The sequence below is a fragment of the Pseudomonas sp. PA-7-1E genome (genome assembly GCF_021605325.1).
Classification (GTDB): domain Bacteria; phylum Pseudomonadota; class Gammaproteobacteria; order Pseudomonadales; family Pseudomonadaceae; genus Aquipseudomonas; species Aquipseudomonas fluorescens_BV.
The window spans coordinates 18,619-43,570 of the sequence record NZ_WKFA01000048.1; the positions used below are offsets into that span (position 1 = coordinate 18,619).

The window sequence follows — 24,952 nt, forward strand, 5'->3', positions numbered from 1 at the left end:
GTAGGTGGACTGGAACAGATACAAAAAAAGGGCCTGTGATGGCCCTTTTTTTATGGGGAGTTTCCTTTTGGTGCAGGTGTTATGCCCGGCGATGGCGGGCCGCGATCCGGGCCAGCACTGCATCGAAGATGCGGGGCGAGTAGACCATGACCGCCAGTGCGGCCGCGAAGCGCAGGCCGTGACCCGCAAGGGTGAACAGCGGCGCATCTGCGACGGTGGCCAGCACGTACAGCGCTGCGAGCTGTACGCCAAAGACCCAAGCGAACAGCTTGGCGGCGGTACGAGTGAGGCCGCGAGCGCGGTAGATTGTCGAGTAAAGGGCGGTGCTGTTCATGGTGGTTTCTCCGTTCGGTTGTTGGCCTGTCGGCATGTGGTCAGCGGCTGGAAAAGCGGTATTGCACCCTCCGGGCCGTAACGTAGTGGCGGACGCTGCAAGCGTTGCAATAGCGCGCAGCCGCTACACTGGCCGATCAGCAGGCCAACGAACGGGGAAAGCCTACGGCCGCCCTATTCGTCACTCTGCTGTGTGACGCCAATATCTCCTGCCTCTTTCAAGGCTTCATACAGTGCTGTCTTTCCTACGTTGATCGCGGCGGCCGCCTCGCGGACGGTCAGTCCTTTGCCCCCGGCGGCTTCTGCTCGCATGAGCTTTTGTGCTCTGGCTAACTTCGCCGGTGTCACTACCGGCCGCCGTCCGCCGTTGCGGCCTCGGGCCGATGCGTTGGCCAACCCGGCCTTGGTTCGCTCTCTTATCAAGTCTCGCTCAAACTCGGCCAGCGTGGCGAACAGATTAAACAATAGCTTGCCGTTGCGCGTTGTCGTGTCAATCCCGGCGTCTGTCAGCGACCGGAACCCTACGCCGCGCTCGCGTAGCGCCTCGACGGTTTGCACCAAATGGGCAAGCGAGCGGCCAAGGCGGTCGATCTTCCACACCAGCAGCGTGTCGCCTTCGCGCAGGTACTCAAGGGCTTTTTCAAGGCCCGGCCGGTCGGCCTTTGCGCCACTGGCCACGTCGGTGAACACCTGATGGCAACCGGCGTTCTTCAACGCCTCGATCTGCATTTCTAGCGACTGCTCGGCAGTCGAAACACGGGCGTAGCCGATCAGCGTGGACATATCCATGCTGGCCGTACTCTTGTCGCTTGGATCGCGCATTCATGCCTCCCTGATGCCGCCGGGCGCACCGGCGGCGGTTGTGGTTTAGATGGCGACCTGAAACGCCATGTCGGCGGTCGGGTTACGCTCATAAAGCGACGTTTTGCTTTGGAACAGGACGCGCTCGCGCTCGACGGTCGGCAACTGGAACACTTCGGATCGTTCGATGATGCGGCCTGCGTGGTCGACGCGATCAGCGTAGTGGCCCGACCGTTCGCGGCTGACAAGCTCCATGCGCGGCTGTGCGGCCGCCGGTGTCCAGTCCTCGGCGATGGAAGGCCAGCGCCGGGCGAAACCGCCAAGGCTTGGCGACATGCCGTGCCAAAGCACCATGCACTCGGTGATGGCGTCCAGCTCGTCATCGAGGACGAAATACTGCACCTGGTGGTTGACCACGCGATCACCTCCAACGGCCCAGCGGGTCAGTGTGGTGAACTCGCGCACGCGCTCGGTCGTCTCGATCAGGAAACCGTTCATGGCCTTCTGTCCGACCTTGCGGCACGCAACAAGGTAGTTTTTGTTGGGATACGGCCGCCGAGCGGTCAGCTCTACGCCGTTGCGCAGCTTGAGGCCAAGTGCCGGACAGTGGAAGTCGATCAAGTCGCACTGCGGCTCGTTGGCTCGACTGGCGTACAGACGCGGGACAATATGTAAAAGCATCGCGGTGGCTCCTTCCGTTATTTGACGTACCAGCAGCGACCGGCGCGGCTGGGATCAAGGGTTTTCATCAGTGCTTCCGCGACACACGGCGGCGCAATTTCACCCGCGTAGCGTTTCAGCAGCTCCCGGTGTGCCGGGCTGCCGATCTGCGCTGCGGTCAGGCCCTTAACTGTGGTAATTTCCTGCTCGGACATGGCTTGTTCCTCAAGTCGGCTTGTCCACTCGCCGGGTAGTGGGTGCAACCACTGCCCGGCACCTTTCCTGCCTTACTGGCCAGAATCCTTTTTCGTTGGGATGACGTTGCCATGGCCCGCGCCCATGACGTATTCCCCGCTCGGCCGTTTCAGTGTCGTGCGGTCGGGGTGCTCTGGCGTGCGAACGACCGTCCACGTTTCAACCGAGTTTTCGTAGGTGTTGCCTTCGCGGGTATGCACCTGCACCTGCACGGTCTGCGTGTCTTTGCCGACCACAATGCAATCGTTCTCCAGCAGTTCAATGCCATCAGCCCTCATGCACTTCTGAAAGCCGCTAACGGTGGCATACCCTTCACCGTTCCTGATCTTCATCCCCGGCGCGATTTGGATGGTCATGTGCGACATGTCGATGTTGGCCAGTTCGAGCGCAGCGGCCCCGATCTGACGCGCCGTGTCTCTTATCAGCACTTTATTGGCCACAAGGCCGATAACGACTACTACAGCGAGAGCGGCGAAAAATAGCGGTTTGCGGCTGATGCGATGTTTCATCGGGACTTCCCTTTGGCGTGCGCTGGCCACCAGTGAAGGCGGCCAGCGGCGGCGAATTTAGGCCATGTTGGCCAGCAGTTGCGACATGGTGGCCGGGTCTTCTTCGGCGATCTTGTCGGCCAGCTCGGTCGCGCCTTTCAGCGACGGCTCGATGTTCACGGTGTTGTCAGCGATCACGTCGTGACCATCATTGCCATAGATGAACAGAACCCAGCCTTTTTCGGTGCCTGCGCCTGCGCCGCGCTGGACGTGAAACTGATCCTCGTCCGTCGAGAACATGGCGGCCTCGATGGCGGCCGGGTCGATGCTGTCCTTGAGCACCGTTTCTTCGCCGTCGAATACTGAAACCTTGAAGCCATCGGCCAGCAGGCCCCGGATGGCTTCGCGTGCAATGGCGCGCTCGATCATTTGGCGTTGTTCGACTTTCATTGCTGGAACTCCTTTCCTTTGGTGTGGGTGTCAGGGCCATGACCCTGCTTCGTCATTTCTGCGTTGATGACTGCGCACGCTTTCTCGCGCAGGTCATCGGGCAGGTCTTTTTGGATGGCTTGCAGTGCCTGAGCGGCGGCAAAGGCGCGGGCCAGGTCAACGTCCATCTTCTCTATGGCCTTGGTTTCGCCGCCTTGGATCAGGCGACGGACGATGTTGCCGACTTCGCCCCACGTAGGGGTCAGGTCGATGGTGCCAACTCGCTGCGTCATGTGAAACTCCTTTTTGTCCGCTTTCTGTCCGTTATTCTACTTTGTCCGCCAAACGTCTGCAACGCTTTTTTTGCGGACATTTTCGCCGTGTCCGCCAAACGGTCGTTTTCCGGACTTGCAAAATATCGCCTTTACGCTATCATTTGGATTGTGCAATCCAAAACGCCTATAGAGGGATGCCGACATGACAACCGCAACGCAGCAACGCAATGCCCCGGCCGATCTGGAAAGGATGGCTCGCCAACTTCACCTGCTGGACTTGTATCTGATCGAGCAAGGCCGGGTGCGTCCGTGCAGTGACGATAACTACTCGCGGGTAGCTTTGGATTACGTCATGGCGGAACATGGTCTGTGCAAACACAAACAACGTTAAGCACCAAAAGGGAGGTGTATATGAAACACACGGACAGTCAGGAGGAAGCGCAAATGATCGACCACTTGAAAGGTCAACAGGAAAGAGAAAAACCCGAAGTGATTTCGGCTATGCGGTCATCCATGTGGTCATCAGTGCAATACGTTGCAATTGGCTTGGGAATACTCGCGGCCTGCGTGGCGTTCATTGCACTGATGGTTTTTTTAGCTCGGGTCGTGCCGCCAGTCTGGTATGGCTGGGCACGAATTATCACAAGCGACTATTCCAGCGTGACACCTGCACTCTGGATCAATTGGGTTTCCCTTGTCGCAGCCGGTTGGGCTTTTGGCGTGGCGTACAAGCTGGGAAATGCCAATTTCCAAGCATCGCAATGGTTTGCGATTTTGATGCTGTGGCTTCTTACTTTTGGTGCCATACCTGCGGCCTGTGCTTTGATGGCAGCGACGGGTGATATGCCAATTCCTTTTAATTCTCGCACACCACTAATTGATAAGTTGGGTCTAGCAACAGCCTGGCTGACATGGATAGCCCTCGGGATAGGCGTGCTTTGCCTGTTCGTATCCTGCATGTACATAGCTACGAATAAGGAGGATTGATGGGCGCGCAGTTACTTGATCCGACAACGCAGGCTTATGCCGAGCTGCAAGCCGCATACGTCCACTACAACAACGCGCTGTTTGACGGGAAACTGCCGCACTGTCTTATCACGATGCAGCGGGAAAAGCGCACCTATGGTTATTTCTCGTCGCGCCGGTTTGGCAACAAACACGACAAGACGATGACCGATGAAATCGCCATGAACCCGTCTTATTTTGGTGTTGTCCCGCTTTTGGAAATCCTGCAAACGCTCGTCCATGAAATGGCCCATGCGTGGCAGTTCCATTTCGGCGAGCCGGGCCGACGCGGCTATCACAACAAAGAGTGGGCCGACAAAATGGAAGCCATCGGCCTGATGCCTTCCGACACGGGCAAGCCGGGCGGCAAGAAGACCGGAGAAAAGATGGCTGACTATGCCATTGAGGGCGGTCCCTTCATGCAGGCCACTGAGGCGCTATTGGGTACTGACTTTCGCATTTCATGGTTCGACCGGCATCCGCCTGCCGGGACGGAAGTCGCCGCGATCTTCGGCGAGGCCGATAGCGGCGACGACGGCGAGGGCGGAAGCATGATCGAGCCGATGGCACCGGGCAACAGGTCGAACCGGGAAAAGTATCGCTGCCCCTGCTGCGGCGCGCAGGCATGGGGAAAGCCGGGCTTGAAGCTGTTGTGTGGTGGGGATGCGTGCGAAGCCGTCCAGTTTGAAATCGTAAATTAATTAAGGGGTTCCAAATGACAATGACTAAACACGCTCTGAGCCTTACACAAGACCAGCTCCACGAGGTCTACAACGCTATGTGGCGCGAGTTCGTGGCCTTACACGATACCGCCACTATCAACCGTCATGGGTTAGCGAAAGCCGTCATCGAGCGGGTACGTCACTCGCGCATGGCCACCGGTCAAGTCTGCGACATGATCGAAGCAATATGGCCCGAACTGGCGACGACCGATGACCGCTACCGGGCAGCCCGCGCACAAGCCAAAATCGAGGCCGATCACGGCGTGATATTCGCAACGACCCGTAACGGTGCCAGCTTCGTGATGCCAGAATTTCCAGATGCTGGAAAACGCTATGACCTGAGCAAAATAGCGCCCTTCGCAATCCCCGTTCCGGCTTCGTTCGGATCGCGCCCGAGGAACGATGTTCTAGAGGTTGCCGAGCTGGCCGCTGGGCTGCATGGCAAAGACTTTGCGATGCTGACCGAGGATGAACTAAAGCGCTTCCGTCTACTTCGCAAAATCGGCAGGAAATTCGGCCTTAGCGTTACCGTTGAAATAATCCACGATGACGAAATCATACAGGCCGAGTTGGCAGCAGCATCACCCGATCAGCAGGAAGAAATCTATCGCCGAAAGCAAACAGAAGTCGCAGTGCAGTGGGGGGCAATGCCAGAATGAAGCGCTCCACGAAAGTCGGATTGCTTATCGCGTTCTGCGCCGTGGGCTGGTTGCAACAACGTTACGAGAAATTGGCCGATCAGGCCGATTACGAGGCACGGTGCGCCGAGATAGCGGCGAACCCAAATCATCCAGCGTCACCGTGTACAGGTGCCAAGCGGCCGGACATACCACTACCGGCGAGGGGCTGACGTGATACGCAAGAAAGCCCCTTAACGGGGCTTTTTGCTGTCTGGTCAGTCCATCCCTATGCCACGGCCACGCGACGGCTTACCGAGGCCCTGCGCGGCCTTCTGTGAAGTTTCTCGCGCTCGCTCCCGCCCTACCCCTTCCCTTTTGGTGCCTAACGGCTCCTGCGCGCTTTGTGGCGGTTTCTCCTGCGCCCGGAATGCCTGCGATGCCCGCATGATGCTGCCGTCTGTGCCTGCCAGCTTGGCGAGTGCCTTGGCGTTGTCCTCCCCTGCGATCACGACCGGGAACGCGGCGACGTTATTGGCCAGCAGCCAAAGCGTGCGGGTCACGCCGTCGGTGAATCTGACCGAGGGCGTCGGCCCGCGCTCGATCCCGACGTTGGCCAGCGGCACCGGCGATGCACGCCCGGCCGCGAAGCCGTCCACGGCGTGCCGGTATTTGCTGTCGCTGGTCATGTCCTTGCGCAGCAGGCACCCGTCCGGGCGGTCGGGTGAGTTGAGGCCACCGGCCAGCCATAGCCGGTTGAAGGCTTTGGCATTGACCGGCACCACAAACCGGTCGTGATCGGCTTGGCCAGCGTCCAGCCGCATGAACGCATCCGGCTTGCCGGGCACCGGCAGGCACCAAAGGAGACGGCCGGGCGTGGTGTCGTCGGGCTTGGCCAGCTCGGCGGGGGCCTGGCTGTCGGCCAGCTCGCGCAGCTCGACACGCATTGCGCGGTTATTCCTCCACTTCTCAAACATTGGTCTTCCTCCCTATCACTAGATGTAGTGCCAAAAGCAGCTGCCGGCGACACAAGATGTAGTGTTCTGCCCTATTGCAGCGGCACGCCGTGGTGGGCGCACAGCGCTTTCAGCATGGCGTTGTTCTCGGCAAGGATCGCGGCGGCGTCCTGCTCGGCAAAAGAGCGTTCTAGCCGCTCGGTGATTTCCGACGTGAGGCTGCGCTTGTTGTCGCGGGCAGTCGCAATAAGCCGGGCTTTCAGGTTTGCAGGCATTCGGTAGTTGAGCTGTGAATGCGAAGTCTGTTGCAGGTTGAGCCGTGACATAGGCGGCCTGTCCTCCGGGCAGAAAATGCAAAGGGGCCAGCCTTGCGGCGTGGCCCCCTGTGTGGGTGTGTTTAGCTTACTCGGGTGCGCCTTCCATCGTCAGGCCGCGCCGGGCGCGACTGATCTTTACCCGCACCTCGTCAAGCATCCGATCCAGCTTGCCGGTTGCGGTGGCAAGCCCGTGGTCGTAGAGCGAACCGGGCGCGAAGGTGTCACCTTCGAGGGCAAGAGCCAACGACCGCAGTTCAACGGCGGTCAGCGGCTCGATGGTGTCGGGTAGCTCGTCCAGTTCGGCCGGTGTCATGTCGAGGAAACTAACCATTAGCTCGCCTCCTGTGCGGCTGGGGCATCGTCGCCAAACACGGGCTTGCCATCGGCCCCGGTGTTGTACTTCGCGTCGCACTTCGGATACCCGGTGCAACTGTAGAAGTCGTAGGGCCGTGGCTTCATGCCGCGCTTAATCGGCTTGCTCGTACCGACCCGGTGGGCCAGCTCTTTGCCGCATTTCGGGCACGCGATGCCGGTAGGTGCAGGCGGCGCTTTGCGCTCCCCCGGTTTGCCTTTGGCATCCGGCAACGTGGTTTTGCACTCGCGGTCGGAGCACGCCCAAAAGAACCCGTTTTCGCCTTTGATCCGACGCAGACCTTTGGAGCACGTCGGGCAAGGGTGCGCGACCGGCAGATTGGCGGACTCAAGGCTGGCCAGCTCGTCATCGAGCGAAGCCCACGCGGCGGACACCACGTCGATGTAATGCGCCTTTCCTTCCGCGATCTGGTCTAGCTGATCCTCAAGGCCACGGGTGTATTCAAGGTCGATGAACGCAAAGCGGTCTACCAGACCATCGCGCAGGATTTCGCCGGTGGTCGATGGCAGCAGGTAGCCTTTCTTGTCCTCGGTGATGTACTCGCGGGTCATGATGTTGTCGAGGATCGCCGCGTAGGTGCTCGGGCGGCCGATCCCCAGCTTTTCCATTTCCATGACCAGCGTGGGCAGCTTATAGCGAACCGGCGGCTTGGTCTTTTTGCTGAGTACGCGGCCGTCGCTGGCCACCAGTGCCGCGTCCACGGCAAGGGCCGGGATCGGGTTGCTGCTCGTTTCGTCTTTGTCGCTGTCTTCGTCGGCTACGTCATCGGCGTAGACGGCCTGCCAGCCGGGCGTCACCAGCGTTTTGCCGGTGGCCTTGAATGCGACCGGCGTGCCTTCGGCATCACCGGCGAGCCGCACGGCGCGCACAGCATAGAGCGCGTCGGCGAGCTGGGACGCCACGGCACGCTGCCAGATAAGCCGATACAGCGCTTTCTCGGCATCGTCGGCACCGCAATCGAGGTTTGCCGCGTGCGTCGGTCTGATCGCTTCGTGGCCTTCCTGTGCGCCTTCCTTCGCCTTCCACTTGCGCGGTTTGTCGGTCAGCGTCAGGCCCGCGCCCTGAGCATAGGCCGCAATGTCGGCCACACCCTCGTCGTCAATGTTTGGCGAGTCCGTGCGCAGGTAGGTGATTAGGCCCTGATCGTAGAGGCTTTGGGCAATCTTCATCGTCTCTTTCGGCTTGAGCTTGAGGCGCTGGCCTGCCGCCTGTTGCAGCGTGGACGTGGTGAACGGTGCTTGCGGTGCCTTGCTTTCCTCGCTGTCGCTGTACTCGGTCACGGTCACGTCGCGGATCGCGGCGGCCTTCTTGGCCAAGCTGTCATCAAGCAGGTACTTTTCACCGTCTGCAAGGTGCGGTTTGGTGTCGAACTGCGCTTTCCAGCTTGTCGCGTCGTCGTTGGTAAAGGTCAGCTCGGCCCCGTAGTGCTGGGTCGATTTGAACGCGGCAATGGTGCGTTCAAGGTCAACGACCAGTCGAACGGCCGGTGACTGGACGCGGCCCGCGCCGACCTTCTGGCCGGTGGCATCTGACAGCGCCGGGCTGACGCGATAGCCAATGATGCGGTCGAGTGCGCGCCGTGCTTCCTGAGCGTGTACGCGCTGCATATCCAGCGGCCGGGGTGCTGCGAAGGCCGCAAGGATTTTGTCTTTCGTGATCGCCGTGAACGTCACGCGCTGCGGGTTCTTGAGGTTGAGCGCTTCGGCAAGGTGCCACGAAATCGCCTCGCCTTCACGGTCGGGGTCGGTCGCCAGTATTACGCCGTCTGCTTGCTTGGCGGCCGCTTTCAGTTTGGCCAGAACACTAGCGCCGCGCTCGGTTGCCTCATAAGTCAGCGCGAACGATGGCGGCTCAAGGCCCATTTCATTGCTCGGCAAGTCGCGGACGTGGCCAACGCTGGCCATGACGGTGTAACGGTCGCCGAGGATCGGGCCGATGGTCTTAACCTTTTTAGGTGATTCAACGATTACCAATGTAGTCATGGGTATAGCTCCTGTAGTCCAGTAGCGGCCGGTATGCCCGGCCGCGTCGTCTCATTTCGTTAAAGGCCCGCGTCCATGCCACGGCTGCGCGAACGCTGCGCCGGGGTCGGCTCGATGCCTGCTTGCTGTTTCAGCTTGGCCGGTGCGTCTTTCGGTAGTTGCACGTCCTTGCCGCTCTGTACGTCTGCGATCAGTTGTTGCTTGACCTGCTCGGGCAACCGCTTCCACGACACCCCGGCGGTGCTGCCGTCCAGTGCGCCGGGCTGGGCGTGGTTCAACACGTCCTGCCGTTCGTCCTTCGCCTTGTCGTGCATCGCCTCGACCTTGTGCGCGATACCCGCACCGGCCGATGAAGCCGACCGCCCTGCCCCTTTGGTGCCGCCTGCTTTGCTGTCCGCCGCCATGCTGCGCACTTCGCCCAACATGGCCTGCGCACCGGCCATCACATCGGCGGCATGGCCGCGCTCGATGGACACGGCCGCGTCGTCCGCACTGGTGGTCGGATCGTTGCGGGCCTCCATGTCGCGGGTACGCGCAAGGGTGGTCAGGCGCTCGGCTGTAATGGCCGCGTCACGTTTGGCCACGGCCATCTGCTCGTTGAGCATCCGGCGTGCGGCGTCGTCGCCCTGGGTAGCGGCTACGTCGTTCCAGTCCGAACCCTTGTCGCCGTCTTTGAACTGCGGAGCCATGACGCCGCCGCCGTGCGCTTTGGCGGCCTCCTGAGCCTTCACAAGCCCGACGTTGACCTTGGGCTTGCCGTTGGCGTCCAGCGTCTTCGGCGCGTTGTGGTCGTTGTCTGCGGCGATCAGCAGCGGTCGGTTCGGGTTGCGCTCGCGCAGGTCGCGGGCCACGGCGTCGATGTTGCCGCTGTCGAACGCCACGACGACCGGCTTGCCGCCCATGAGGCGCGACACCGTGTCGGCCGTGGCATAGCCTTCGGCAAGCACCAAAGGGGATGCGTCTTTGCTGGCCAGCGCCTTCGCCGGATCGTCAGCACCGGCAACGGTGAACAGGCCCGCTTTCCGGCCGCCTTTCATCAGCGACTTGAAGTACGGATTGACGCTTTGCAACGTCCATAGCTTGCCGTCGCTGTCCATGCCGGGAATGAGCAAATCGCCAGACTTGAACACCCGGTTTGCTGGATCGGCTTCGCGCAATTCTTTGGCATCCTTCGCAGTCTTGGCGATCTTGATCCCCAGCGCGGCCAGCTCGGGCGACACGGCGTCCGGTACGGTACGCAGACCGACCGGGCTGGTAATGCCCTTGGCCTTGCAATAGGCGTTGTCTGCTGTCGCCGCCGGTGACGCTTTCCACAACGCCTGTGCAGCCGTGGCGGTTGCCTCGTACTTCGCTGCTGTTGACGTGTCGCGCTCCTGCTTGCGGTCGCGGGCCTCGTTGGCCAGCTTGGCCCGCTCCATGGCGGTCAGCTCCGGGGTTTTGCCGTCTGGCTTCCAATGCACCACTTCGCCGGTCTTGTAGTTCTGAATGAATCCGCCGGGGGTTTTGCCCTCGGTGTGGTAGGCATAGGCCCCACTCGTTGCGCCGCTTTTGTCACCGACAACAGGCACGCGCTGCATCTTCCCGAGTTCGTCGCCGCTGGTAGGAACGTCGCCCGATTTCACGACCAACCCCGCGTCACGCAAGGCATCATAGAATTGATCGAGCGGCGGCTTAGGCTCCGCACTGTTCACGACGTTGGCTTTATCGGCGTTCCATCGGGCAAGGCCCGAGGTGGCCACGTCCACGCCTTCGGGTGCGTACCACGACTTGGCGTCCTTGTCCCACTTGGCCCCCAGCGCCTTCGCTTCGTTCTTCTCGGCGAAGGGCACGGCCAGATAGGTGCGTGCTGGCATAGGTTTCTCCGGTTGTTCATGCAGTACAGGCCGGGACGCTTGGCGGTCGGCATCGAGGCCGACATGCTGCGCTTGCGTGACGGCGGATTTCTCGGCGGCTTCGTCGGTGGCACCGAACCCCCAAGCCCGGCGGCCGTCATCGAGCTGCACATACACGGCTTGTTTGCCTGCGTGTTGTGCGGCGTCCTCGGGCACAGTGCGACGGCTTTGCACCGTGTACGCTTGCTGCTCCTGCTCGTTCTGCGGCAGCTCCTGTGCGGTGATGCCTTCACGCTCCGGGCTGGGAGCCGCGTCATTCGCCTGTTGGACTGGCTGACGCTCGACCGTCTGCACCTGTTCCTGCTCGAAGCCCATCACATAACCGGCGATGCGCTCGGCATCGGCGGCGGCCCGGAAAATCTCTTTCGGGTCTTCTTTCAGGGCTTTGATCCACGACCCGACATAGGCGGTGTGCTGCTCGGGATCGTGGCCAATGTCGAGACGTTCGCCCAGCATCAGCGATGCGATTTCGGCGCGCAGTTCCTCGCGGGCATACCCTTCGGAACCGAACGGGTGCGACAGGTCACGGTCGAGGCGTGACGGGTGCCCCGTCCAGTGGCCAACCTCATGCAACGCCGTGGCGTAGTAGGCATCGGCGGCCGGGAACTGGTTGCGCTCTGGCAGGGTGATGCTGTCAGTGCTCGGCCGGTAGTAGGCACGGTCGCCCGGCACATGCTGAATCTGTGCGCCGGAGTTGGCCAAGATGGCCTCGGCGCGTGCATGGCGTTCCGGCTCCGGCATGACCGGGCGCGCTTCAAGCGGCGGCAAGCCGTCGATCTGCGAAGCGTTGAACACCACGGCCATGAATGAGCGCGGGCGTTCGAGCTGTACGTTAATCGTCTTCTGCTTCCCGGTTTCCGGGTCGAGGATCGGGCGGCCCTGCTCGTCGGTCGCCTTGCGTTCCTCGTTGAATTTCCAGTAGACGATATGGGTTCCCTTGGAACCCTTCTTGACCTGGCCCCCTTCGGCGCTCGCTTGGTTGTAGGTCATCCAGCGGGGGTCGCTCTGGCCCTGCATGGCCAGCCACATGCTGTTCATGCCCTTGTATTCCTTTCCGGTCGTCGGGTTGTACGGCAAGCGGAGTTCGCCCGGCTGCCATGGCTTTTGCCACGGCGCTGTGCCCTGCTCCAGTTGCTCGACAATCCGCGCCGCGACTTCTTCGGCGTATTCCTTTTTCATGGTCAGTTACCCCCTTTCAGCGGAATGCTGATCGAGCTGTTATTGATGATCGCCGCTGCTGCTTCCGGCTTCATCTTTGCTACGTCGGACGTGTCGCGTTTGACGGTCTGACGCACGACTTTGCCCTTGAGCATGATGGCCGTTCCGTTGGGATCGTCGTCCATGTCGGCGTTCGATTCCCATGCGTCGGCCTCGGTCATCGCAGTTTCGTGAAACGCCCCGTTGGCTTCCGCTTCCTCCGCTGTGTGTTCGACCTGCACGCCGGGCGTTGCGCCGTCTTCCGACGACTTGCTTACGACCGGATCGACACGCGGTGCCAAGGCGGTCGCCGCTTCGGCGATTTGCGGGGTGCTGCTCGCTTCCTCTTTGGTGCTCATGGCTTCTTCCTTCTTTGGTGGTTGACGTACAAACACGACAGTATCGGCCGTGTAGGAGTTGACGGCGGGCACGCTGACGGCGGCCGGTTGACCGAGGCCGTAACGTGCCAAGTAGCCGTTGATGTAACCCTTGTTGAAATCGCCCGTGTTGTAGGCGGACAGGGCCGCCCAAAGCGCTTTTTGCGGCTCCGGGTGAACCTTCAATGCTCCCGCGTAGAACGCGGTCAGGACGCGGGCACCGGCGGCCAGATTCTTGCAGTCGTCAAACATGTCTTCGACGCTGTAGCCGAGGGCCGACAGGTTGTTGCTGTTGACCTGCATGTAGGACAGATCGACGCTGTGCCCGGCGGCCATGGCGGCGTATGCGACCGTTACCGCGTCCTGTTTGGTCTTGACCTCGATGGGCCACTTGAACACGACCTTGCGGCGCTTTGGCGTGGGCTGGCCATCGTCACCGGCAACCATGATTGGCTGCCCTTTCTCGTCCCGCTCGATCACCCATTTGACGTTGACATTCAGGGCCAGCGGGTCGCCCCGGCTCTCTACCTGAATGATTTTCTCCATGGTGGCCGGGGCCACGTTCGGCGCGCACGCCATCATCATGTCGAGGCCGATCATTGCTTGGTCACTCCTGTGGTGACGGCGGAAAGGTCGCCGCTGACTGCCAGCGGGCGAGCAACGCCGCGAACGGTGGCCAGCTCGACCGGGCCGAAATAGCGGCTGTCGAAGCTGCCCGCGCTGTAGCTGGAAAACAGCCACGCCTCGCCCGGCTGCACGACGTAGCGGCCTGCTGGCCAGCCCGGCACGGCTGGCATGGCGGCGGTGTTAGGCAGGGCCACGCCGTTGACCGACACGGGCTTACCCGGCTCGATCTGGACGGTATCGCCCGGCACGGCCGACACCGGCTTGAGCAAGGGCGTCAGGCCCGTGCTTTCGCAGTTCCCCGCCGTGAGGTAGTGCCGGTCGGCCATGAGGCGGACAACCGGCAACGCTGGGGGGCACACCTCGACCAGCTCGCCCCGCTTGATGCTGGCCGCTTCGGCGGTCTGCACAAGCCAAAGCCCGTGGGGGGCCGAGTCTGTGAAGTTGAGGCGCACGCCTGCATAGGTGGCGGCAGTGATGGCGATGCCGATCACCCCGGCAGCGCAGACAGCGACGATTCCGAAGCGGCGTTGATTCATGAGACGACAAAGCCTCCGTTGCTGTTAATGCTTTCGTCTTCCGGCGCGGCCGGGATGATCGAAAGCCTGCCGGTCGCCTTGCGCACAACATCGCTCGGCACGGGTTTTACTTTCGAGCGCTTGGTGAAAACCGGGTCTTTGAAGTACAGAATTTGACGGCCACGGATCACCGGCTTACCGGCGACGAACACCAGCATTTCCCCGGCCTCAAGGATTTTTTCGCCTGTCACGTCCTTGGTCGGGCCGGGCAATGTCATCACTTCGTCGGCCGTCAGCAGTGGCCGTTGGGTAGGTGAGAAGCTGCGCGAAACGCTGTCGAGGATTGCGCCGAAACGCTTACCGGATGTGGTGATCTGCTCGACTACAACCGTCGTGATGCCGGTCATTTTCGACATCCATTCGGCGGTGTTGTAGTTGTTGGGCGCGTAGGCAACCCGGATATGGCAGTTGGAAATGATGCTCTCGTAGTTCGTGTACGCCTTGTAGAGCTGCTGCACGTCCTGGGTGATGAGATAGCACTTGATGCCGTAGCCGCCGATCATGGCCAAGGCTTCCTCGAACACGTCGAGACGGCCAAGGCTTGGGAACTCGTCAAGCAACATGAGCAAGCGGTGCTTGTGCAGGGTCTTGGATCGGCCGTCGTCAAACTCCATTTCATCGGCGAGGGTGGTCACAATCATGGTGACCAGCAGCCGGGTTAATGGCGTGAGGCGGCGGGACGTTTTCAGCGTCGAAATGAAGTACAGCGACACCGGCCGGTCGTGGTCCATCAGGTCAGCAATCTTGAAGTCGCTGCGCGATGTGTTCTCCCCAACGATGGGGTCGCGGTAAAGCTGCAAGGCGTTGTTGGCGGTGGATATGATGCTGCCCAGCTCGCGGGCCGGGGTGGTGGCCATTCGCGTGCCTACGCCAGTGATGACGATTTGCGCCTCTCGGTCGGCCTGAACGGTGGCCGGGTCAGTCCCAGCAATGCGAACCTCGCGCATTTCCTCAAACAGACCGGCAAGCGCCTTGGGGTCGCCGTCTTCGTCGTCGGCCAGCTCGTTCGCCGTATCAGGCGCGGCGAAATCCCCTACGCCGGTCAGCATGTGCGCCACGTCTTGCAGACACGGCGTGCGGCCGATCTGCTCGCCCTTGTACAGCGCGTGCAACATCAGCCCCACAAGCAGCTCGTAGGCCGCTGTACGGAAGTGATCGCTCTCGATGCCCTTGCCGTCAGAGTCCACAATCATCAGGGCAATGCTCTGTGTGTCGCTGACCTGAAAGCGCGTCTTGAACTGGATTTCTTCGACAGGGTTCCAAGCGCAGCTATTGCCCGGCTTGGCAGGGTCGAAACGGAGAATCACGTTATTGGCGTACTTTTTCCGCCATCCCGAGGTCATGGCGTAGTTTTCGCCCTTCCGATCCAGCACGACTACCGAGTGCGGCCAACTAAGCAGGGTCGGTATGACAAGGCCGACACCCTTACCCGAACGGGTCGGTGCCAGTGCGCAAATATGCTCCGGGCCGTCGTGTCGCAGATAGTGAATGTTCCCGGTTTCCGGGTCATCGAACGCCCCGCAATAGACCCCCTGCCCGTTCTTGCCTTCCTGCGGCAAAAGGCCGGAATCTTGAACGTCGTCCATGTCAGCAAAGCGAGCCGAGCCATGCAGGTCGTCATGCTTGCGCGAGCTGCGGGATTTGAAGCCGACCCACAACACATAGACCAGCATCCCGACAAGGATGCCCAGTGCGAAAAAGATAAAGGCGTAGGTGTACGACTGCGGCGCGTAGTCGTAGAACTTGAACATCCAATCCCACCACGCGAACGGTGAGTAGATATTCCCGAACAACGGCGTGCCAAGCGCCCGATGGTAGGCCACCCGGTACGCGATGAATTGCGTGCAAAGGCTATTCAGTACGCAAACGTACAGCATCAGGTAGACCGCCCCGATAAGCCGTAGCTTACCCCCGGACTGGTTCTTTTCTTCGTTGTCTATTTTGCTGCTCATATGTCCTTGTTCTCCTTTCGTGGGACTTCGCTTCGTGCTTTTTCTACGGCCTCAAAGCTCATGTGTGGATGCTCCTTTGCCCTTCCCTTTGCCTTTGCCTTTGGTTGAATCAATGAACCGACCGCGTGCGTCTAACTCGACCTCGCTGCCGATCTTCCATTGGGTGGCTTTCGCCACGACTCTTGCTGTGGATGGTTTCACCAACATCTCGTCGCCACGCTTCAACAACAGCACTTCGCTGCCGTCCTCCATGCGGCGTCGGCCCTGATAGCTGACCTTGCCTGCATCGGTTGCCTGCCACTCACGATGATAGTTTAAAGACGATATTTTGTCGCGCTTTTTATTGCGATCTTCAATCCATTTTTCGACCGCCGGGCTAGATGCCACGGGCTGCGCGGTCTTTGCAGGTGTCCGGTTTTTCGGTGTTTTGCCGGACAGGCCAGTAGCGGCCAAAAACTCGGCTTCCATGTCGTCGGGATTGGGCGCAGCGCGTGGTGGTTTGCGGGTTGGCTTGGGTGCCTGGCTGTCCTTTGGTGCCACCTCGACGTTCCAGTTGTGGCGGTCGAAGTTGCGGCCGTCTGGCAGGGTCACGTTCTCGCTGCCGACATGCTCGACATTGACCCGATCACCGACCGCTGCGCCGCTGCGCGCCATTGCCGATTCAAGGCCAACACCCCATATCGTGTGTTCCTCGCCTGACTGGTCGCGCAGCGTGACAAAGTAGCTTTTGCGGTTGCCTTTGACGTGCTCGAACGGGGCCTTGCCGAAGTCCGCAAGCTCGGAGAAACGATTGGCCTCTTGCTCCATCGCCTTGTGCTCTGCGGTATCCCGGCGCAGTTGCTCCATGTCGGGATCGGCGAAACGCACGTTGAAGCCGTGCATACCGGCGAGCATGGCCACCTCTTGCCGAAACTCGGCTGTGCCCTCGACAACAAGCGGTTGCCCGTCGAAGCGCTTGGACGCCAATTCGAGCGCGACCAGTGCCGCGCCGGTTGTGGCTTTTTGGGCCTGAATGTGTGTATTGCGGTCGATCACCATACCGCCGTCGATGGTGCTGTAGGCCATCGAGCCATCTTTGCGGGCCTTGGGTTTGAGCTTGTCGAGAACGATGGACTTGGCCCTGTCTGCGCGGTTGGCTGTCAGTAGATCGCCTTGCCACTTGCGCTGTCGTTCTTCTCGATCACGCAGGACGGCCAGCGCTTCGGCGTTGCCGCGCTCGGCCTGCTGCGTAAGCCAGTCGGCCCACGATGGTGTTCCGGTCTGCTTAACCAGCGCATCACGTCGAGCGGCGGCGCTTTGCCGGTTCGTGTTACGTGCGGCATCGGCCTGCTGCTTGATGGTGGCAAGCATGACCTTTTTGGCTGCGCCTTTTGCGGCCACTTTGACCAACATACGCTGCGTCTGCTTCCAGTTGCGTAGCTGCGCGCTGGCCAACGCACTGTCGCGTCTGATGCTGTCGAAGCCCTGACGACGGCCCACGATGGCCGCTTGACGTTCCCGCTGATACTGAGCGAACAGCGTGGACGTGGCCGGGCCATCTGGTCGATCCGGGCGGCGCGGTTTTACCTCGTATCGCTTCCGGGCGGCCTTGGCTTCGGCCTGCTCTTGCGTCGGCTTGAATGGCCCGAGCCGGTCGGTCAACGCCTTGCTTGATAGATCGCGGCCGACGTTGCTGCATTTAGCCCATAGGTCTAGATCGGGATCGCCGATCACAAGGCCCGCGCCGCGCTGGCGAACCTGTAGGCCATGCTCGGCTGCGGCGTCGTGCAACTCCTGCCAGCTCGTCGCGGCGCGCATGGCCGGGGCCACCTCGCGGGCGGCGTAGCCCGTCAGAGTCTCGATGCCGCTTTGGGCTTCAATGTCTGCCGCTTTGCCGCCTACTCTTGTGCGTCCGCTTCCGCCTGTTTCGCTAGTAGCTGCTCTATCGCCATGTCCCGGCCGTCGCACGCTGTCAGGGCGTTCTTCTCCTCGTTGCTGTAGATCACCGCGTGTATGACGCGGCAGTAACACCGGACTTCTTTCGGAAGCGCGAACCAAACGGCAGCCGGACAGCGTTCGCAAACCGTTGAGGGTTTTGGCCTCTGGTTCATCGGCAAACGAGAGATTACCGGACTCTCGTAAATATCGTCGAAATCTACTATCTCGTTGCTCTGGTCGTTGACCGGGATTAAGTTCGATTCGTTGTCCGTCTCGGGCGTTGTCATGGGATTTATCCTGTAGTCCGTGGTTAGTGCGTTGAAGATCGTATTTAACTTCGAGGCGTTCGCACGCCTCCATCAGCTTTTTCTTGTCGTAATAAGGTTCAATGTTTTGCAGGCCGGTCGGATGAACCTTATTAATTGCTACGTGTACATGCAGGTGGTCAGTGTCTTTATGGACGGCTGAAACCCGATGATGGTCTGCATATCCAATAGAGGCGCAAAGTTCGTCCTCAATCGCGTGCAATACTTCAAGTGATGGGTGTTCGCCGGGCGGAAATGAATAAACCATGTGATAGGTTTTATCCGCTGTGGATCGTGTATTGGCAGCTTGTATCGCTTCGATAATTACAGCGGCGGCCGCTGGGTCATCAGTACCGCAATTAGTGACCCGGTAGCTCTCGACCTTCTCGCCTTTAATCGTACTTTCTTTGGTGTCTAGGATATAATCGGAAGTCCTAGCCCAAGTATTGGGATCAATATCACCAACGGCAGCAACCATATACCGCACTAATCGGGCGGCACTGGATGTTCCTTTTTCTCTTGGAACCCGTTTGGCGATCATTTAACCACCCGCGACATAATAGCGAGGACTTCGCCCTGCAACTTGCGAAAGTCATTCATCATCGCTTCCACGTCCTTCGGCCTCGCACCTTGGCCGCGCTTCTCTGCGAGCCAAAGTTTCAACAGTCCCGCCACCCTTCCAAGGTCGCCATTAACTTTGCCCAGGTCGGCAACAGCTTGCAGGTCAACGACGGATCGGATGGGACTGTTACGGCCAACAGCAGACAGGTAGGCGGACAACGACATGTTGGCTTGCCGAGCCTTGTCCTCGATTTCTGCGCGCTCGTCTTCGGAAACCCAAACTTTGATCGGCGGCAACTTTCGCCGAGGCGTAGGCTTTTTGTCCGCATCAGGAGTTTCTTTAAAGGGCATTTAAATCCTCGACATTTTCACAAGGCACAGGGCGAATACCAAGTTGCCGTAATGCGTCCAGAACGCCATCGAGCCAAGCTCCCGACCAACCTTCTAACTCTGCGTCTCGACGCCATTCCTCATAAGTTTCGGGGCCAATGGAGCTGCGCAAGTTTGGGCGGCAATGCCCAACAGACGCGGGCCAAATCACCGACGCCAGATGCTCGCGGAGGCGAAAGGGCATCAGGTGTTCTTCTTTGGTGTGCTGGAAGTGCCAGCCCTGTGACAGGGCCGCTTTCTTGATCGCGGTCAAGATGGCTTGCAGGTATCGCTCATTCATCAGCCGATGGACGGCCGAGGCCGTCAGTTCAATGTCTACGCCTTGGCGCATGAGCTGTTCGAGCTGTTCGCTGTTCATGCTGTTCTCCTTGCTTCTAGTTGTTCGTCGCGGCAGCGACTGTGAGCCTCGCAGAGCAAGATCCGTCGAGCCGCAGGCGAGTAAGGGGCGGTGGTGGGGGTCGTAGCTGCGGAGCAGCGTAGGCCCACAACACACATCTTGCCGTCTGTCTCTGCGCTATTTTAGGCAATCGTGGCTGACCATGCCAGCGGATTATCGCCTAAAGGCGATAAAAGCCCGCCCTAAGCGGGCGGTGTTGCCTTCTATTGCCTTGAGTTGCCCTTAATTTCTCAGAGTTGCGCTAAATGGCTTGCGCTTTTGCCTAAAATTGCCTAAAGTTGCCTACAGTTGCCTTGCGGGGTATATTTGAGTCGCCGCAGACAACAAGCGGCGACAGCGACAGGAGGAATCAATGACAACCGAGCCAAAGAAGGTGTATCGCGGCGCTGGCCGAGCTGCCTTTCTGGCCCATGTCGATGCTTTCCGTGAGCTGCTAGACGCAGGGCACCCATTGCGGGCGATCTATGACGACTACGCCGAACGCCTCGGCATCGGATACCCGCAGTTCACGAAATACGTCGGCAAGTTCATACGGAAGGAAAAAGACGATGGGCACCAAAGGAAAGGCGGCGAGCAAATCGCCCAACCAAGCCCCTCCCCAGCCTCTACAGGAGGCGCAGGAGGCCAAGCCAAGGCAACCCCAGCCACGGCACCAAAACCCGGCGCAAAACGCCCCGGATTCGAGCACAACCCAAATAGCGGAAATAACCGCGACGACCTTATCTAACAGGAGCGATAAACTTATGGCTAATAACACGACCCCTTCGACCGTTACCGAACTTGTCCGCCAAGTTCATTACATCCTGCAAGGTAAAGGCGGCGTCGGTAAATCTCTGATCGCTTCGGTGATTGCGCAATACATCAAAGGCAAAGCGCGCCCGGTAGTTGTTTATGACACTGACCCTGTAAATGCCACCCTCGCCGGTTATAAGGCGCTGGACACTCAACGCCTCGAACTTATGCGCGATGGTTCGCTTGTCGAACGTAATTTCGACCGTCTCATTGAACAAATCGTAGAACAAGATTCTGATTTCGTGGTTGATAACGGCGCGGCTTCGTTTATTCCGCTTTCTTACTATCTGGCCGAGAACGATGCTATAAACCTGATCGCCGAAAACGGCAAACAGGTTTATATCCACACGGTTATTACTGGCGGTCAGGCGTTGCGCGATACGCTGGGCGGTTTTGCTTCGCTGTGTGAACAAATGCCGGGCGATGCACGCTTGGTTGTTTGGATGAATGAGTTCTTTGGCGACATTGAAGCCGAAGGCAAGTCGTTCGAGGAAATGAAGGTCTACCAGTCCAATAAAGAGCGCGTCCATGGCATTGTTCGCATTGCTCGTCAAACTGGCAGCACCTATGGCGAAGACGTGAAGCTGATGCTCGACAGCAAGTTGACCTTTGACGAAATTCAACAGTCGTCCGATTTCGGTCTTATGTCCAAGTCGCGCTTGAACAAAGTCAAGTCCTCACTGTTCCAGCAACTCGACACGATCATCTAAGGGGGTCGTGATGATCGACTTTGACGACATACGAAAAGAAGTCGCTATTCGCCACAATCTACTGCTCGGCAAGGATGACCCTATCCTTGCCACGGTCACGGTCAACGAGCTGGTGCTTAGTCGCTATCTCGACCTGATTTCAGAACAGTACGATGAAGCGAACCGCACGCTGACCTTGACCCTGCAACAGCAGGTCGAACAGTCGAAGGACACGGCCGGGAAGATCATCACCGATGCCGCAAACTACGTCAGCGACCAGTTGCGGCAGGCGGTCGCCGAGGCGGTCAAGGACGCAGGCAAAGACCTGCGGCGGCAAGTTGCTGAGGTACAGGCCGCAAACCGCGAAGCGGTGGCCAGCGGCCGTGATGCGCAGGCTGCCAAAACCGGGGCCTACATGGCGGCCGCGTTGGCCGGTGTAGCGGCTCTGGTGGCCGTCGCCGCTCTGGTGGTGGTGCTACTCAAATGAGACTGAGGCAACCGGGCTACGGCCCGGTGCTTCCATACTGAGGCTTATTGCATGGACGGTGGAATCAACCCGGCAGAATTCAGCCCGTGGGTGGTGCTCGTCTTCGCCCTGGCACTGATCGGGTGCTTTGCGTGGATCGCTGCGGACGCTGTTCGCGGCAACAACTTGCCAATCGCTCCGGCACTGGTCGCCATCGCGCTGATGGGATCGGCTATGTGGGCCAGCTACAAGCCCAAGCCGGACGAATGGGCGGTGTTCAAAGAGGCGCACAACTGCAAGGTCGTGGGCAAGAGTGACGGCCATAGCAACAACGGCGTCGGTGTCACGACACGCGGTAGCGTAGCGCTGATCGTGGGTGACAGTACGCCCGATAAGACCGGCTACCTGTGCGACGACGGTGTGACCTACTGGAAAAACGAGAGGTAACGGTATGCAGCGGACAACAGCAGCAAGTGCCGTGAAGGTGGTGGCCGGGGTCGCCGCGCTGGCGGTGGCATGGCAAGCGGTACGGTTCTGTTTGGGCGACATTGGGAATGTGACCATGCCGGTGTTCGAGGCTATGCGTCACTTCATGGACACAACGTATGGCCAGCCTAAGCCGGTAGACCATTTCAACCCTCTGGCCTACACGGCCGAGCTGGGCTTAGGGCTTGTGCAATGGCTGATGGGCTTCGCGGTCTGGATCGTCGCGGCCGCCGCTGTGGCAGGCGCAGGCAACACGATAGCGCGCGTGCTGACGGTCGGACTGCACCAATACCGCATCGAGCGGCGCGAGGCCCAAGAAGCGGCACGGATCGCGGCAGAACGTCAGGCTGTGAAAGATCGCCGCCGCGAGCTGCGCCGCAAAGTGCTGGAAGCGCGGGAACCTCGGCGCGGGTCTTCGGGCTTCTTCTCGTTCGTGGTCGGCGTAATGCTCGGCGCGTTCTTTTTCTAAGCAACTATGACAGGGACTTACTCATGTTGGCAGCACTGTTTGAACTCCTGATTTTCTGCCTGATGGTTCCGGCATTGATCGTCTTCGCGCTGTTCAAGATGGTGGCCGATATTGCCGCCTACTTCGGATTCTGGTTGTTCCCCGGCGTCTTCGGCTTGTGTATGGGCATCAACCTTTCAATGGTCGCACCATCTGATCCCGACGTGCCATTTGAAAGCATGGTGCAAGTTATCGCCGGATCGCATATCGCCGGATTTGAGACGCCAAGCGTGCTTATCCTGATCGGCATAGCCTCCCTACTGGTGCCCCCAGCTTGCTCGCTGTTCAAGCTGATGTTTCGCAGCACGCGAAACGCCAAGTAAGCACAGCCAGAAAAAAACGGGTATCCGGATTTAATGGTTGATGGGGCTCCTTCACCCCACCAACCTTATACCACCCTCAGATGGTTGATAGATCGACCCCGTAATTGAGTTCCTCTGCGAAATCCGACAGTCCGTAACAGATGGTTTTCTTGTAGAATGGAGAGACCTTCGCAGTTGAGGCCTTCTTCTTGTGCTTCGTGGTGTAGAGCATTCGTGCCCGCATCACCTCGAAGGAGTAACCACGCCCTTCACGGTTCTTGTCCTTGGCCAGTCGGTTGATGGATTCCGTGTAAGCATTGGTGACGGGCATATCCGTCTCGAAGTAGGTCATGATCTCTTCGCGCCAGTTGCCCACCGCTCTGACCAGATCGCTCCAGATTTCCTTCTGGCCTTTCGGGACGGTGGCTATCCACTCGTCCAGGGCGGCTTCTGCCTGGGAGCGCGTGATGGCATCCCAGATGCCGTAGAAGTGCTCCTTGTGCTCGTAGGCGGCCAGCAGTTGCGGGAATGCGCCTGTCCAGGTCTCCATGATCAGCCGCTCTCGGTCTGAGACTTCGTGAGCGCGTTTCAGCAGGATTTTCCGGTCTCCCTTGAGGGTTCGGCTCTGGGAGGGTTTCAGCTCCTTTCTTAGGCCCTTGCGCACCTTCTCCAAGGCATCATTGGCCATGCGCACCACATGGAATTTATCGACCACGATACGGGCCTGTGGTAGCACCGTCTTGACCGCCGTACGGTAGGGGTTCCACATGTCCATGCTGACGATCTCGACCTTCTGCCGGTCTTTCAGCTTCATCAGGTAGTTGGTCACCAAGTCCTGCCGGCGGGTGGTCAGCAGGTCGAGCAGGGTTCTCTCCTCGATGTTGGTCAGAATGCAGCGGTAGCGCTTGTTCAGGTACAGCTCGTCTATACCCAGAATGCGAGGCGTCTCGAATCGGTGCCAGCGCCCCAGGAACTCGGCGCGAGCGCTGAAGATGTCGCGTACCGTCTTCTCGTCCAGGCCAGTCTGCGCCGCCACGAAGGTGTAGGGGTGGTTGAAGGATTCTTTCTCCACGTACTCATGCAGCCGCCGCGTCATGCGGAAGCCGTCCACCATCTCCGGTAGCTGGGGCCTGAAGGAGGTCTTGCAGGCCCGGCAGGTGTACCGGCGACGAACCACCCAGAGGGTGACCCGCTTGCCGTGGATGGGCAAATCACGATAAGGAACATCACGCTTGCCGAACCGCACGATTTCACCCTGCACGCCACATTTCTCGCACGCGATGGGATCGGGTGCGTCCACCTGGAAGTGCATTTCGTCGTCTGTCGACTTGGAGTCCCTGACCTCATAATTTGAGAGGTTAATAAGGCCAGTAACGAGACCCATCATTAATAACCTCGATGTCAGGCGCTGGATAGTTTCATTAACACCAACCCTGAAACAATGAGGATCGCAGCAATGATTCTCGCTGCATTAACCGGTTCAGCCAAAAATGCGATTCCGACAAGAAAAGCGCCTACAGCTCCTATTCCCGTCCAGATTGTGTAGGCAGTTCCGAGTGGAATAGTTCGCATGGCGACTGCTAACAGCCAGAAGCTGGCCACCATTGTAGAAATCGTGATGATCGATGGTAAGAGCCGACTGAAGCCATGAGATTGCTTCATTGTGTAAGCCCACACAATCTCAAGGACACCGGCAACGAGAAGATATACCCAAGGCATTGACCCCTCCGAAATATAACGGGGCCAGGTCGTCCTGGTCATTACTTCCCAAGGTGGGGGAGGTCGTCCTCCTATAGATGGACTGATACTAACCCGCGAAGGGAGGCTGATCAACCATATTCTCCGGTGAGAAAGTGGGAATTACAGGCTGCCAGCAAAGGAGATATCAACCAGATATTCCGGTTACCCCGATCTTCACGGGACAAACGACGACGTGGGGCAGGGGATTCACTGCTTGACATGCTTATATACCCAAAGTATTATTCGACGTAACTTACTAAAAGTAGATTAAGCTCAAATGGAGTCAAAGTCATGCACGCACTGATCGTAGTTGCTCATCACGACCCGCAATCTCTCACCCACAGTGTGGCCGCCGAGGTGGGCGCGGGCTTGACCGCCTCTGGCCACACCTTTGAAATAGCCGACCTTGCCGCTGAAGGGTTCGATCCACGCTACACCATCGCCGACCATCGGGTGCACCGTACTCGGGCGACGCCGCCAGCCGACGTGCAGGCCGAACAGGCCCGCATAGACCGCGCCGACGCGCTGGTGCTGGCGTTCCCCATCTACTGGTGGTCAATGCCAGC

Annotated in this window: 31 protein-coding genes; 11 read left to right on the forward strand and 20 right to left on the reverse strand. The window is 59.5% G+C overall.

The genetic code is table 11. The features are described 5' to 3' along the window. Window positions 1-79: 79 nt before the first annotated feature. The 7 genes from GIW79_RS22955 to GIW79_RS22985 all read right to left on the reverse strand — a co-directional run bounded on the left by GIW79_RS22955 (window position 80) and on the right by GIW79_RS22985 (window position 3,259). Entirely contained in the window at window positions 80-334 is a 255-nt protein-coding gene (locus tag GIW79_RS22955) for a hypothetical protein (protein WP_203053235.1), read from the reverse strand. A gap of 173 nt (window positions 335-507) precedes the next feature. Next, a complete protein-coding gene (locus GIW79_RS22960) occupies window positions 508-1,155 on the reverse strand; it encodes a recombinase family protein (protein WP_236408460.1) in 648 nt (215 codons plus the stop codon). Between the two features lie 45 nt (window positions 1,156-1,200). Further along, window positions 1,201-1,815, reverse strand: coding sequence for a DUF6012 family protein (locus GIW79_RS22965; RefSeq protein ID WP_203053381.1), 615 nt, complete (start codon window positions 1,813-1,815; stop codon window positions 1,201-1,203). 17 nt (window positions 1,816-1,832) lie between these two features. Beyond that, window positions 1,833-2,009, reverse strand: a complete 177-nt coding sequence (locus GIW79_RS22970) for a hypothetical protein (RefSeq protein WP_203053378.1) — start codon at window positions 2,007-2,009, stop codon at window positions 1,833-1,835. 72 nt (window positions 2,010-2,081) lie between these two features. Further along, complete coding sequence (locus GIW79_RS22975; RefSeq protein ID WP_203053375.1) at window positions 2,082-2,558, reverse strand: hypothetical protein; 477 nt, start codon at window positions 2,556-2,558, stop codon at window positions 2,082-2,084. A 57-nt stretch (window positions 2,559-2,615) separates the two neighbouring features. After that, window positions 2,616-2,987: a hypothetical protein gene (locus tag GIW79_RS22980; RefSeq protein WP_203053372.1), complete on the reverse strand. Its 372-nt coding sequence runs from the start codon at window positions 2,985-2,987 to the stop codon at window positions 2,616-2,618. Then, window positions 2,984-3,259: a hypothetical protein gene (locus tag GIW79_RS22985; RefSeq protein WP_203053368.1), complete on the reverse strand. Its 276-nt coding sequence runs from the start codon at window positions 3,257-3,259 to the stop codon at window positions 2,984-2,986. The genes GIW79_RS22980 and GIW79_RS22985 overlap by 4 nt, the downstream gene beginning before the upstream one ends. Before the next feature lie 184 nt (window positions 3,260-3,443). Here GIW79_RS22985 and GIW79_RS22990 point away from each other — a divergent pair, with 184 nt between their 5' ends. Genes GIW79_RS22990 through GIW79_RS23005 form a run of 4 tightly spaced genes read left to right on the forward strand, consistent with a single transcriptional unit; the run spans window position 3,444 to window position 5,627 of the window. Continuing rightward, on the forward strand, window positions 3,444-3,632 hold the full coding sequence (locus GIW79_RS22990) for a hypothetical protein (protein WP_203053366.1): 189 nt from the start codon (window positions 3,444-3,446) through the stop codon (window positions 3,630-3,632). A gap of 20 nt (window positions 3,633-3,652) precedes the next feature. Then, entirely contained in the window at window positions 3,653-4,228 is a 576-nt protein-coding gene (locus GIW79_RS22995) for a hypothetical protein (protein WP_203053364.1), read from the forward strand. Next, entirely contained in the window at window positions 4,228-4,947 is a 720-nt protein-coding gene (locus GIW79_RS23000) for a SprT-like domain-containing protein (RefSeq protein WP_203053361.1), read from the forward strand. The genes GIW79_RS22995 and GIW79_RS23000 overlap by 1 nt, the downstream gene beginning before the upstream one ends. Before the next feature lie 14 nt (window positions 4,948-4,961). Then, window positions 4,962-5,627 carry a hypothetical protein gene (locus GIW79_RS23005; RefSeq protein ID WP_203053358.1) on the forward strand — a complete coding sequence of 222 codons (666 nt, stop codon included), beginning with the start codon at window positions 4,962-4,964 and terminating at the stop codon, window positions 5,625-5,627. A 236-nt stretch (window positions 5,628-5,863) separates the two neighbouring features. Here the strand turns inward: GIW79_RS23005 and GIW79_RS23010 are convergent, their stop codons facing one another. From GIW79_RS23010 to GIW79_RS23060, 11 genes are all read right to left on the reverse strand, one after another. Further along, window positions 5,864-6,532 carry a plasmid fertility inhibition factor family protein gene (locus tag GIW79_RS23010; RefSeq protein ID WP_236408458.1) on the reverse strand — a complete coding sequence of 223 codons (669 nt, stop codon included), beginning with the start codon at window positions 6,530-6,532 and terminating at the stop codon, window positions 5,864-5,866. Between the two features lie 101 nt (window positions 6,533-6,633). Next, complete coding sequence (locus GIW79_RS23015) at window positions 6,634-6,867, reverse strand: Arc family DNA-binding protein (RefSeq protein WP_203053353.1); 234 nt, start codon at window positions 6,865-6,867, stop codon at window positions 6,634-6,636. A 76-nt stretch (window positions 6,868-6,943) separates the two neighbouring features. Continuing rightward, window positions 6,944-7,189: a hypothetical protein gene (locus tag GIW79_RS23020; RefSeq protein ID WP_203053349.1), complete on the reverse strand. Its 246-nt coding sequence runs from the start codon at window positions 7,187-7,189 to the stop codon at window positions 6,944-6,946. Further along, the gene (gene topA, locus GIW79_RS23025) at window positions 7,189-9,213 is read right to left on the reverse strand and encodes a type I DNA topoisomerase (RefSeq protein ID WP_203053346.1); all 2,025 of its coding nucleotides are present in this window, start codon (window positions 9,211-9,213) and stop codon (window positions 7,189-7,191) included. The genes GIW79_RS23020 and topA overlap by 1 nt, the downstream gene beginning before the upstream one ends. A gap of 59 nt (window positions 9,214-9,272) precedes the next feature. After that, window positions 9,273-12,284, reverse strand: a complete 3,012-nt coding sequence (locus tag GIW79_RS23030; protein WP_203053342.1) for a zincin-like metallopeptidase domain-containing protein — start codon at window positions 12,282-12,284, stop codon at window positions 9,273-9,275. A 2-nt stretch (window positions 12,285-12,286) separates the two neighbouring features. Continuing rightward, window positions 12,287-13,279, reverse strand: coding sequence for a lytic transglycosylase domain-containing protein (locus GIW79_RS23035; protein ID WP_203053339.1), 993 nt, complete (start codon window positions 13,277-13,279; stop codon window positions 12,287-12,289). Continuing rightward, the gene (locus GIW79_RS23040) at window positions 13,276-13,842 is read right to left on the reverse strand and encodes a S26 family signal peptidase (RefSeq protein WP_203053337.1); all 567 of its coding nucleotides are present in this window, start codon (window positions 13,840-13,842) and stop codon (window positions 13,276-13,278) included. Before GIW79_RS23040 ends, GIW79_RS23035 begins: the two co-directional genes overlap by 4 nt. Further along, window positions 13,839-15,833, reverse strand: a complete 1,995-nt coding sequence (locus GIW79_RS23045) for a type IV secretory system conjugative DNA transfer family protein (protein ID WP_203053334.1) — start codon at window positions 15,831-15,833, stop codon at window positions 13,839-13,841. The genes GIW79_RS23040 and GIW79_RS23045 overlap by 4 nt, the downstream gene beginning before the upstream one ends. 51 nt (window positions 15,834-15,884) lie before the next feature. After that, window positions 15,885-18,596, reverse strand: coding sequence for a TraI/MobA(P) family conjugative relaxase (gene traI, locus GIW79_RS23050; protein ID WP_203053331.1), 2,712 nt, complete (start codon window positions 18,594-18,596; stop codon window positions 15,885-15,887). Then, window positions 18,593-18,967: a plasmid mobilization protein gene (locus tag GIW79_RS23055; RefSeq protein WP_203053328.1), complete on the reverse strand. Its 375-nt coding sequence runs from the start codon at window positions 18,965-18,967 to the stop codon at window positions 18,593-18,595. Before GIW79_RS23055 ends, traI begins: the two co-directional genes overlap by 4 nt. Beyond that, window positions 18,957-19,364, reverse strand: coding sequence for a hypothetical protein (locus tag GIW79_RS23060; protein ID WP_203053323.1), 408 nt, complete (start codon window positions 19,362-19,364; stop codon window positions 18,957-18,959). Before GIW79_RS23060 ends, GIW79_RS23055 begins: the two co-directional genes overlap by 11 nt. 391 nt (window positions 19,365-19,755) lie before the next feature. On the opposite strand from GIW79_RS23060, the gene GIW79_RS23065 reads away from it, so the two are divergent. The 6 genes from GIW79_RS23065 to GIW79_RS23090 are packed head-to-tail and all read left to right on the forward strand — an operon-like array spanning window position 19,756 to window position 22,667. Beyond that, window positions 19,756-20,130 (forward strand): TraK family protein, encoded by a 375-nt coding sequence (locus GIW79_RS23065; RefSeq protein ID WP_236408457.1) that lies wholly within the window; start codon window positions 19,756-19,758, stop codon window positions 20,128-20,130. 16 nt (window positions 20,131-20,146) lie between these two features. Beyond that, window positions 20,147-20,905, forward strand: a complete 759-nt coding sequence (locus tag GIW79_RS23070) for a nucleotide-binding protein (protein WP_236408456.1) — start codon at window positions 20,147-20,149, stop codon at window positions 20,903-20,905. A gap of 10 nt (window positions 20,906-20,915) precedes the next feature. Then, window positions 20,916-21,371, forward strand: coding sequence for a conjugal transfer protein TraM (locus GIW79_RS23075; protein WP_203053317.1), 456 nt, complete (start codon window positions 20,916-20,918; stop codon window positions 21,369-21,371). 51 nt (window positions 21,372-21,422) lie between these two features. Beyond that, window positions 21,423-21,797, forward strand: coding sequence for a hypothetical protein (locus GIW79_RS23080; protein WP_203053314.1), 375 nt, complete (start codon window positions 21,423-21,425; stop codon window positions 21,795-21,797). A gap of 4 nt (window positions 21,798-21,801) precedes the next feature. Then, window positions 21,802-22,305, forward strand: a complete 504-nt coding sequence (locus GIW79_RS23085; RefSeq protein ID WP_203053312.1) for a hypothetical protein — start codon at window positions 21,802-21,804, stop codon at window positions 22,303-22,305. A 23-nt stretch (window positions 22,306-22,328) separates the two neighbouring features. Then, window positions 22,329-22,667, forward strand: a complete 339-nt coding sequence (locus GIW79_RS23090; protein ID WP_203053309.1) for a hypothetical protein — start codon at window positions 22,329-22,331, stop codon at window positions 22,665-22,667. Window positions 22,668-22,743: 76 nt separating this feature from the next. On the opposite strand, the gene GIW79_RS23095 is transcribed toward GIW79_RS23090, so the two are convergent. After that, entirely contained in the window at window positions 22,744-24,033 is a 1,290-nt protein-coding gene (locus tag GIW79_RS23095) for an ISL3 family transposase (RefSeq protein ID WP_023343400.1), read from the reverse strand. A gap of 14 nt (window positions 24,034-24,047) precedes the next feature. Next, entirely contained in the window at window positions 24,048-24,365 is a 318-nt protein-coding gene (locus tag GIW79_RS23100; RefSeq protein WP_032429244.1) for a DMT family transporter, read from the reverse strand. 312 nt (window positions 24,366-24,677) lie between these two features. On the opposite strand from GIW79_RS23100, the gene GIW79_RS23105 reads away from it, so the two are divergent. Continuing rightward, window positions 24,678-24,952 (forward strand): NAD(P)H-dependent oxidoreductase (locus GIW79_RS23105; RefSeq protein ID WP_236477417.1); only part of this gene is annotated, 275 nt, incomplete at its 3' end.

Bases quoted from the DNA above. Each gene is read 5' to 3' on its own strand.
- GIW79_RS22980 (WP_203053372.1), bottom strand. From the start codon at position 2,987: ATGAAAGTCGAACAACGCCAAATGATCGAGCGCGCCATTGCACGCGAA.
- GIW79_RS22965 (WP_203053381.1), bottom strand. From the start codon at position 1,815: ATGCTTTTACATATTGTCCCGCGTCTGTACGCCAGTCGAGCCAACGAG.
- GIW79_RS23090 (WP_203053309.1), top strand. From the start codon at position 22,329: ATGTTGGCAGCACTGTTTGAACTCCTGATTTTCTGCCTGATGGTTCCG.
- GIW79_RS23035 (WP_203053339.1), bottom strand. From the start codon at position 13,279: ATGATCGGCCTCGACATGATGATGGCGTGCGCGCCGAACGTGGCCCCG.
- GIW79_RS22995 (WP_203053364.1), top strand. From the start codon at position 3,653: ATGAAACACACGGACAGTCAGGAGGAAGCGCAAATGATCGACCACTTG.
- traI (WP_203053331.1), bottom strand. From the start codon at position 18,596: ATGATCGCCAAACGGGTTCCAAGAGAAAAAGGAACATCCAGTGCCGCC.
- GIW79_RS22990 (WP_203053366.1), top strand. From the start codon at position 3,444: ATGACAACCGCAACGCAGCAACGCAATGCCCCGGCCGATCTGGAAAGG.
- GIW79_RS23055 (WP_203053328.1), bottom strand. From the start codon at position 18,967: ATGCCCTTTAAAGAAACTCCTGATGCGGACAAAAAGCCTACGCCTCGG.
- GIW79_RS22985 (WP_203053368.1), bottom strand. From the start codon at position 3,259: ATGACGCAGCGAGTTGGCACCATCGACCTGACCCCTACGTGGGGCGAA.
- GIW79_RS22975 (WP_203053375.1), bottom strand. From the start codon at position 2,558: ATGAAACATCGCATCAGCCGCAAACCGCTATTTTTCGCCGCTCTCGCT.
- GIW79_RS23080 (WP_203053314.1), top strand. From the start codon at position 21,423: ATGGACGGTGGAATCAACCCGGCAGAATTCAGCCCGTGGGTGGTGCTC.
- GIW79_RS23005 (WP_203053358.1), top strand. From the start codon at position 4,962: ATGACAATGACTAAACACGCTCTGAGCCTTACACAAGACCAGCTCCAC.
- GIW79_RS23070 (WP_236408456.1), top strand. From the start codon at position 20,147: ATGGCTAATAACACGACCCCTTCGACCGTTACCGAACTTGTCCGCCAA.
- GIW79_RS23010 (WP_236408458.1), bottom strand. From the start codon at position 6,532: ATGCGTGTCGAGCTGCGCGAGCTGGCCGACAGCCAGGCCCCCGCCGAG.
- GIW79_RS23100 (WP_032429244.1), bottom strand. From the start codon at position 24,365: ATGCCTTGGGTATATCTTCTCGTTGCCGGTGTCCTTGAGATTGTGTGG.
- GIW79_RS23000 (WP_203053361.1), top strand. From the start codon at position 4,228: ATGGGCGCGCAGTTACTTGATCCGACAACGCAGGCTTATGCCGAGCTG.
- GIW79_RS23015 (WP_203053353.1), bottom strand. From the start codon at position 6,867: ATGTCACGGCTCAACCTGCAACAGACTTCGCATTCACAGCTCAACTAC.
- GIW79_RS23030 (WP_203053342.1), bottom strand. From the start codon at position 12,284: ATGAAAAAGGAATACGCCGAAGAAGTCGCGGCGCGGATTGTCGAGCAA.
- GIW79_RS23040 (WP_203053337.1), bottom strand. From the start codon at position 13,842: ATGAATCAACGCCGCTTCGGAATCGTCGCTGTCTGCGCTGCCGGGGTG.
- GIW79_RS23065 (WP_236408457.1), top strand. From the start codon at position 19,756: ATGACAACCGAGCCAAAGAAGGTGTATCGCGGCGCTGGCCGAGCTGCC.
- GIW79_RS22960 (WP_236408460.1), bottom strand. From the start codon at position 1,155: ATGCGCGATCCAAGCGACAAGAGTACGGCCAGCATGGATATGTCCACG.
- GIW79_RS23085 (WP_203053312.1), top strand. From the start codon at position 21,802: ATGCAGCGGACAACAGCAGCAAGTGCCGTGAAGGTGGTGGCCGGGGTC.
- GIW79_RS23045 (WP_203053334.1), bottom strand. From the start codon at position 15,833: ATGAGCAGCAAAATAGACAACGAAGAAAAGAACCAGTCCGGGGGTAAG.
- GIW79_RS23095 (WP_023343400.1), bottom strand. From the start codon at position 24,033: ATGATGGGTCTCGTTACTGGCCTTATTAACCTCTCAAATTATGAGGTC.
- GIW79_RS22970 (WP_203053378.1), bottom strand. From the start codon at position 2,009: ATGTCCGAGCAGGAAATTACCACAGTTAAGGGCCTGACCGCAGCGCAG.
- GIW79_RS23075 (WP_203053317.1), top strand. From the start codon at position 20,916: ATGATCGACTTTGACGACATACGAAAAGAAGTCGCTATTCGCCACAAT.
- GIW79_RS23020 (WP_203053349.1), bottom strand. From the start codon at position 7,189: ATGGTTAGTTTCCTCGACATGACACCGGCCGAACTGGACGAGCTACCC.
- GIW79_RS22955 (WP_203053235.1), bottom strand. From the start codon at position 334: ATGAACAGCACCGCCCTTTACTCGACAATCTACCGCGCTCGCGGCCTC.
- topA (WP_203053346.1), bottom strand. From the start codon at position 9,213: ATGACTACATTGGTAATCGTTGAATCACCTAAAAAGGTTAAGACCATC.
- GIW79_RS23060 (WP_203053323.1), bottom strand. From the start codon at position 19,364: ATGAACAGCGAACAGCTCGAACAGCTCATGCGCCAAGGCGTAGACATT.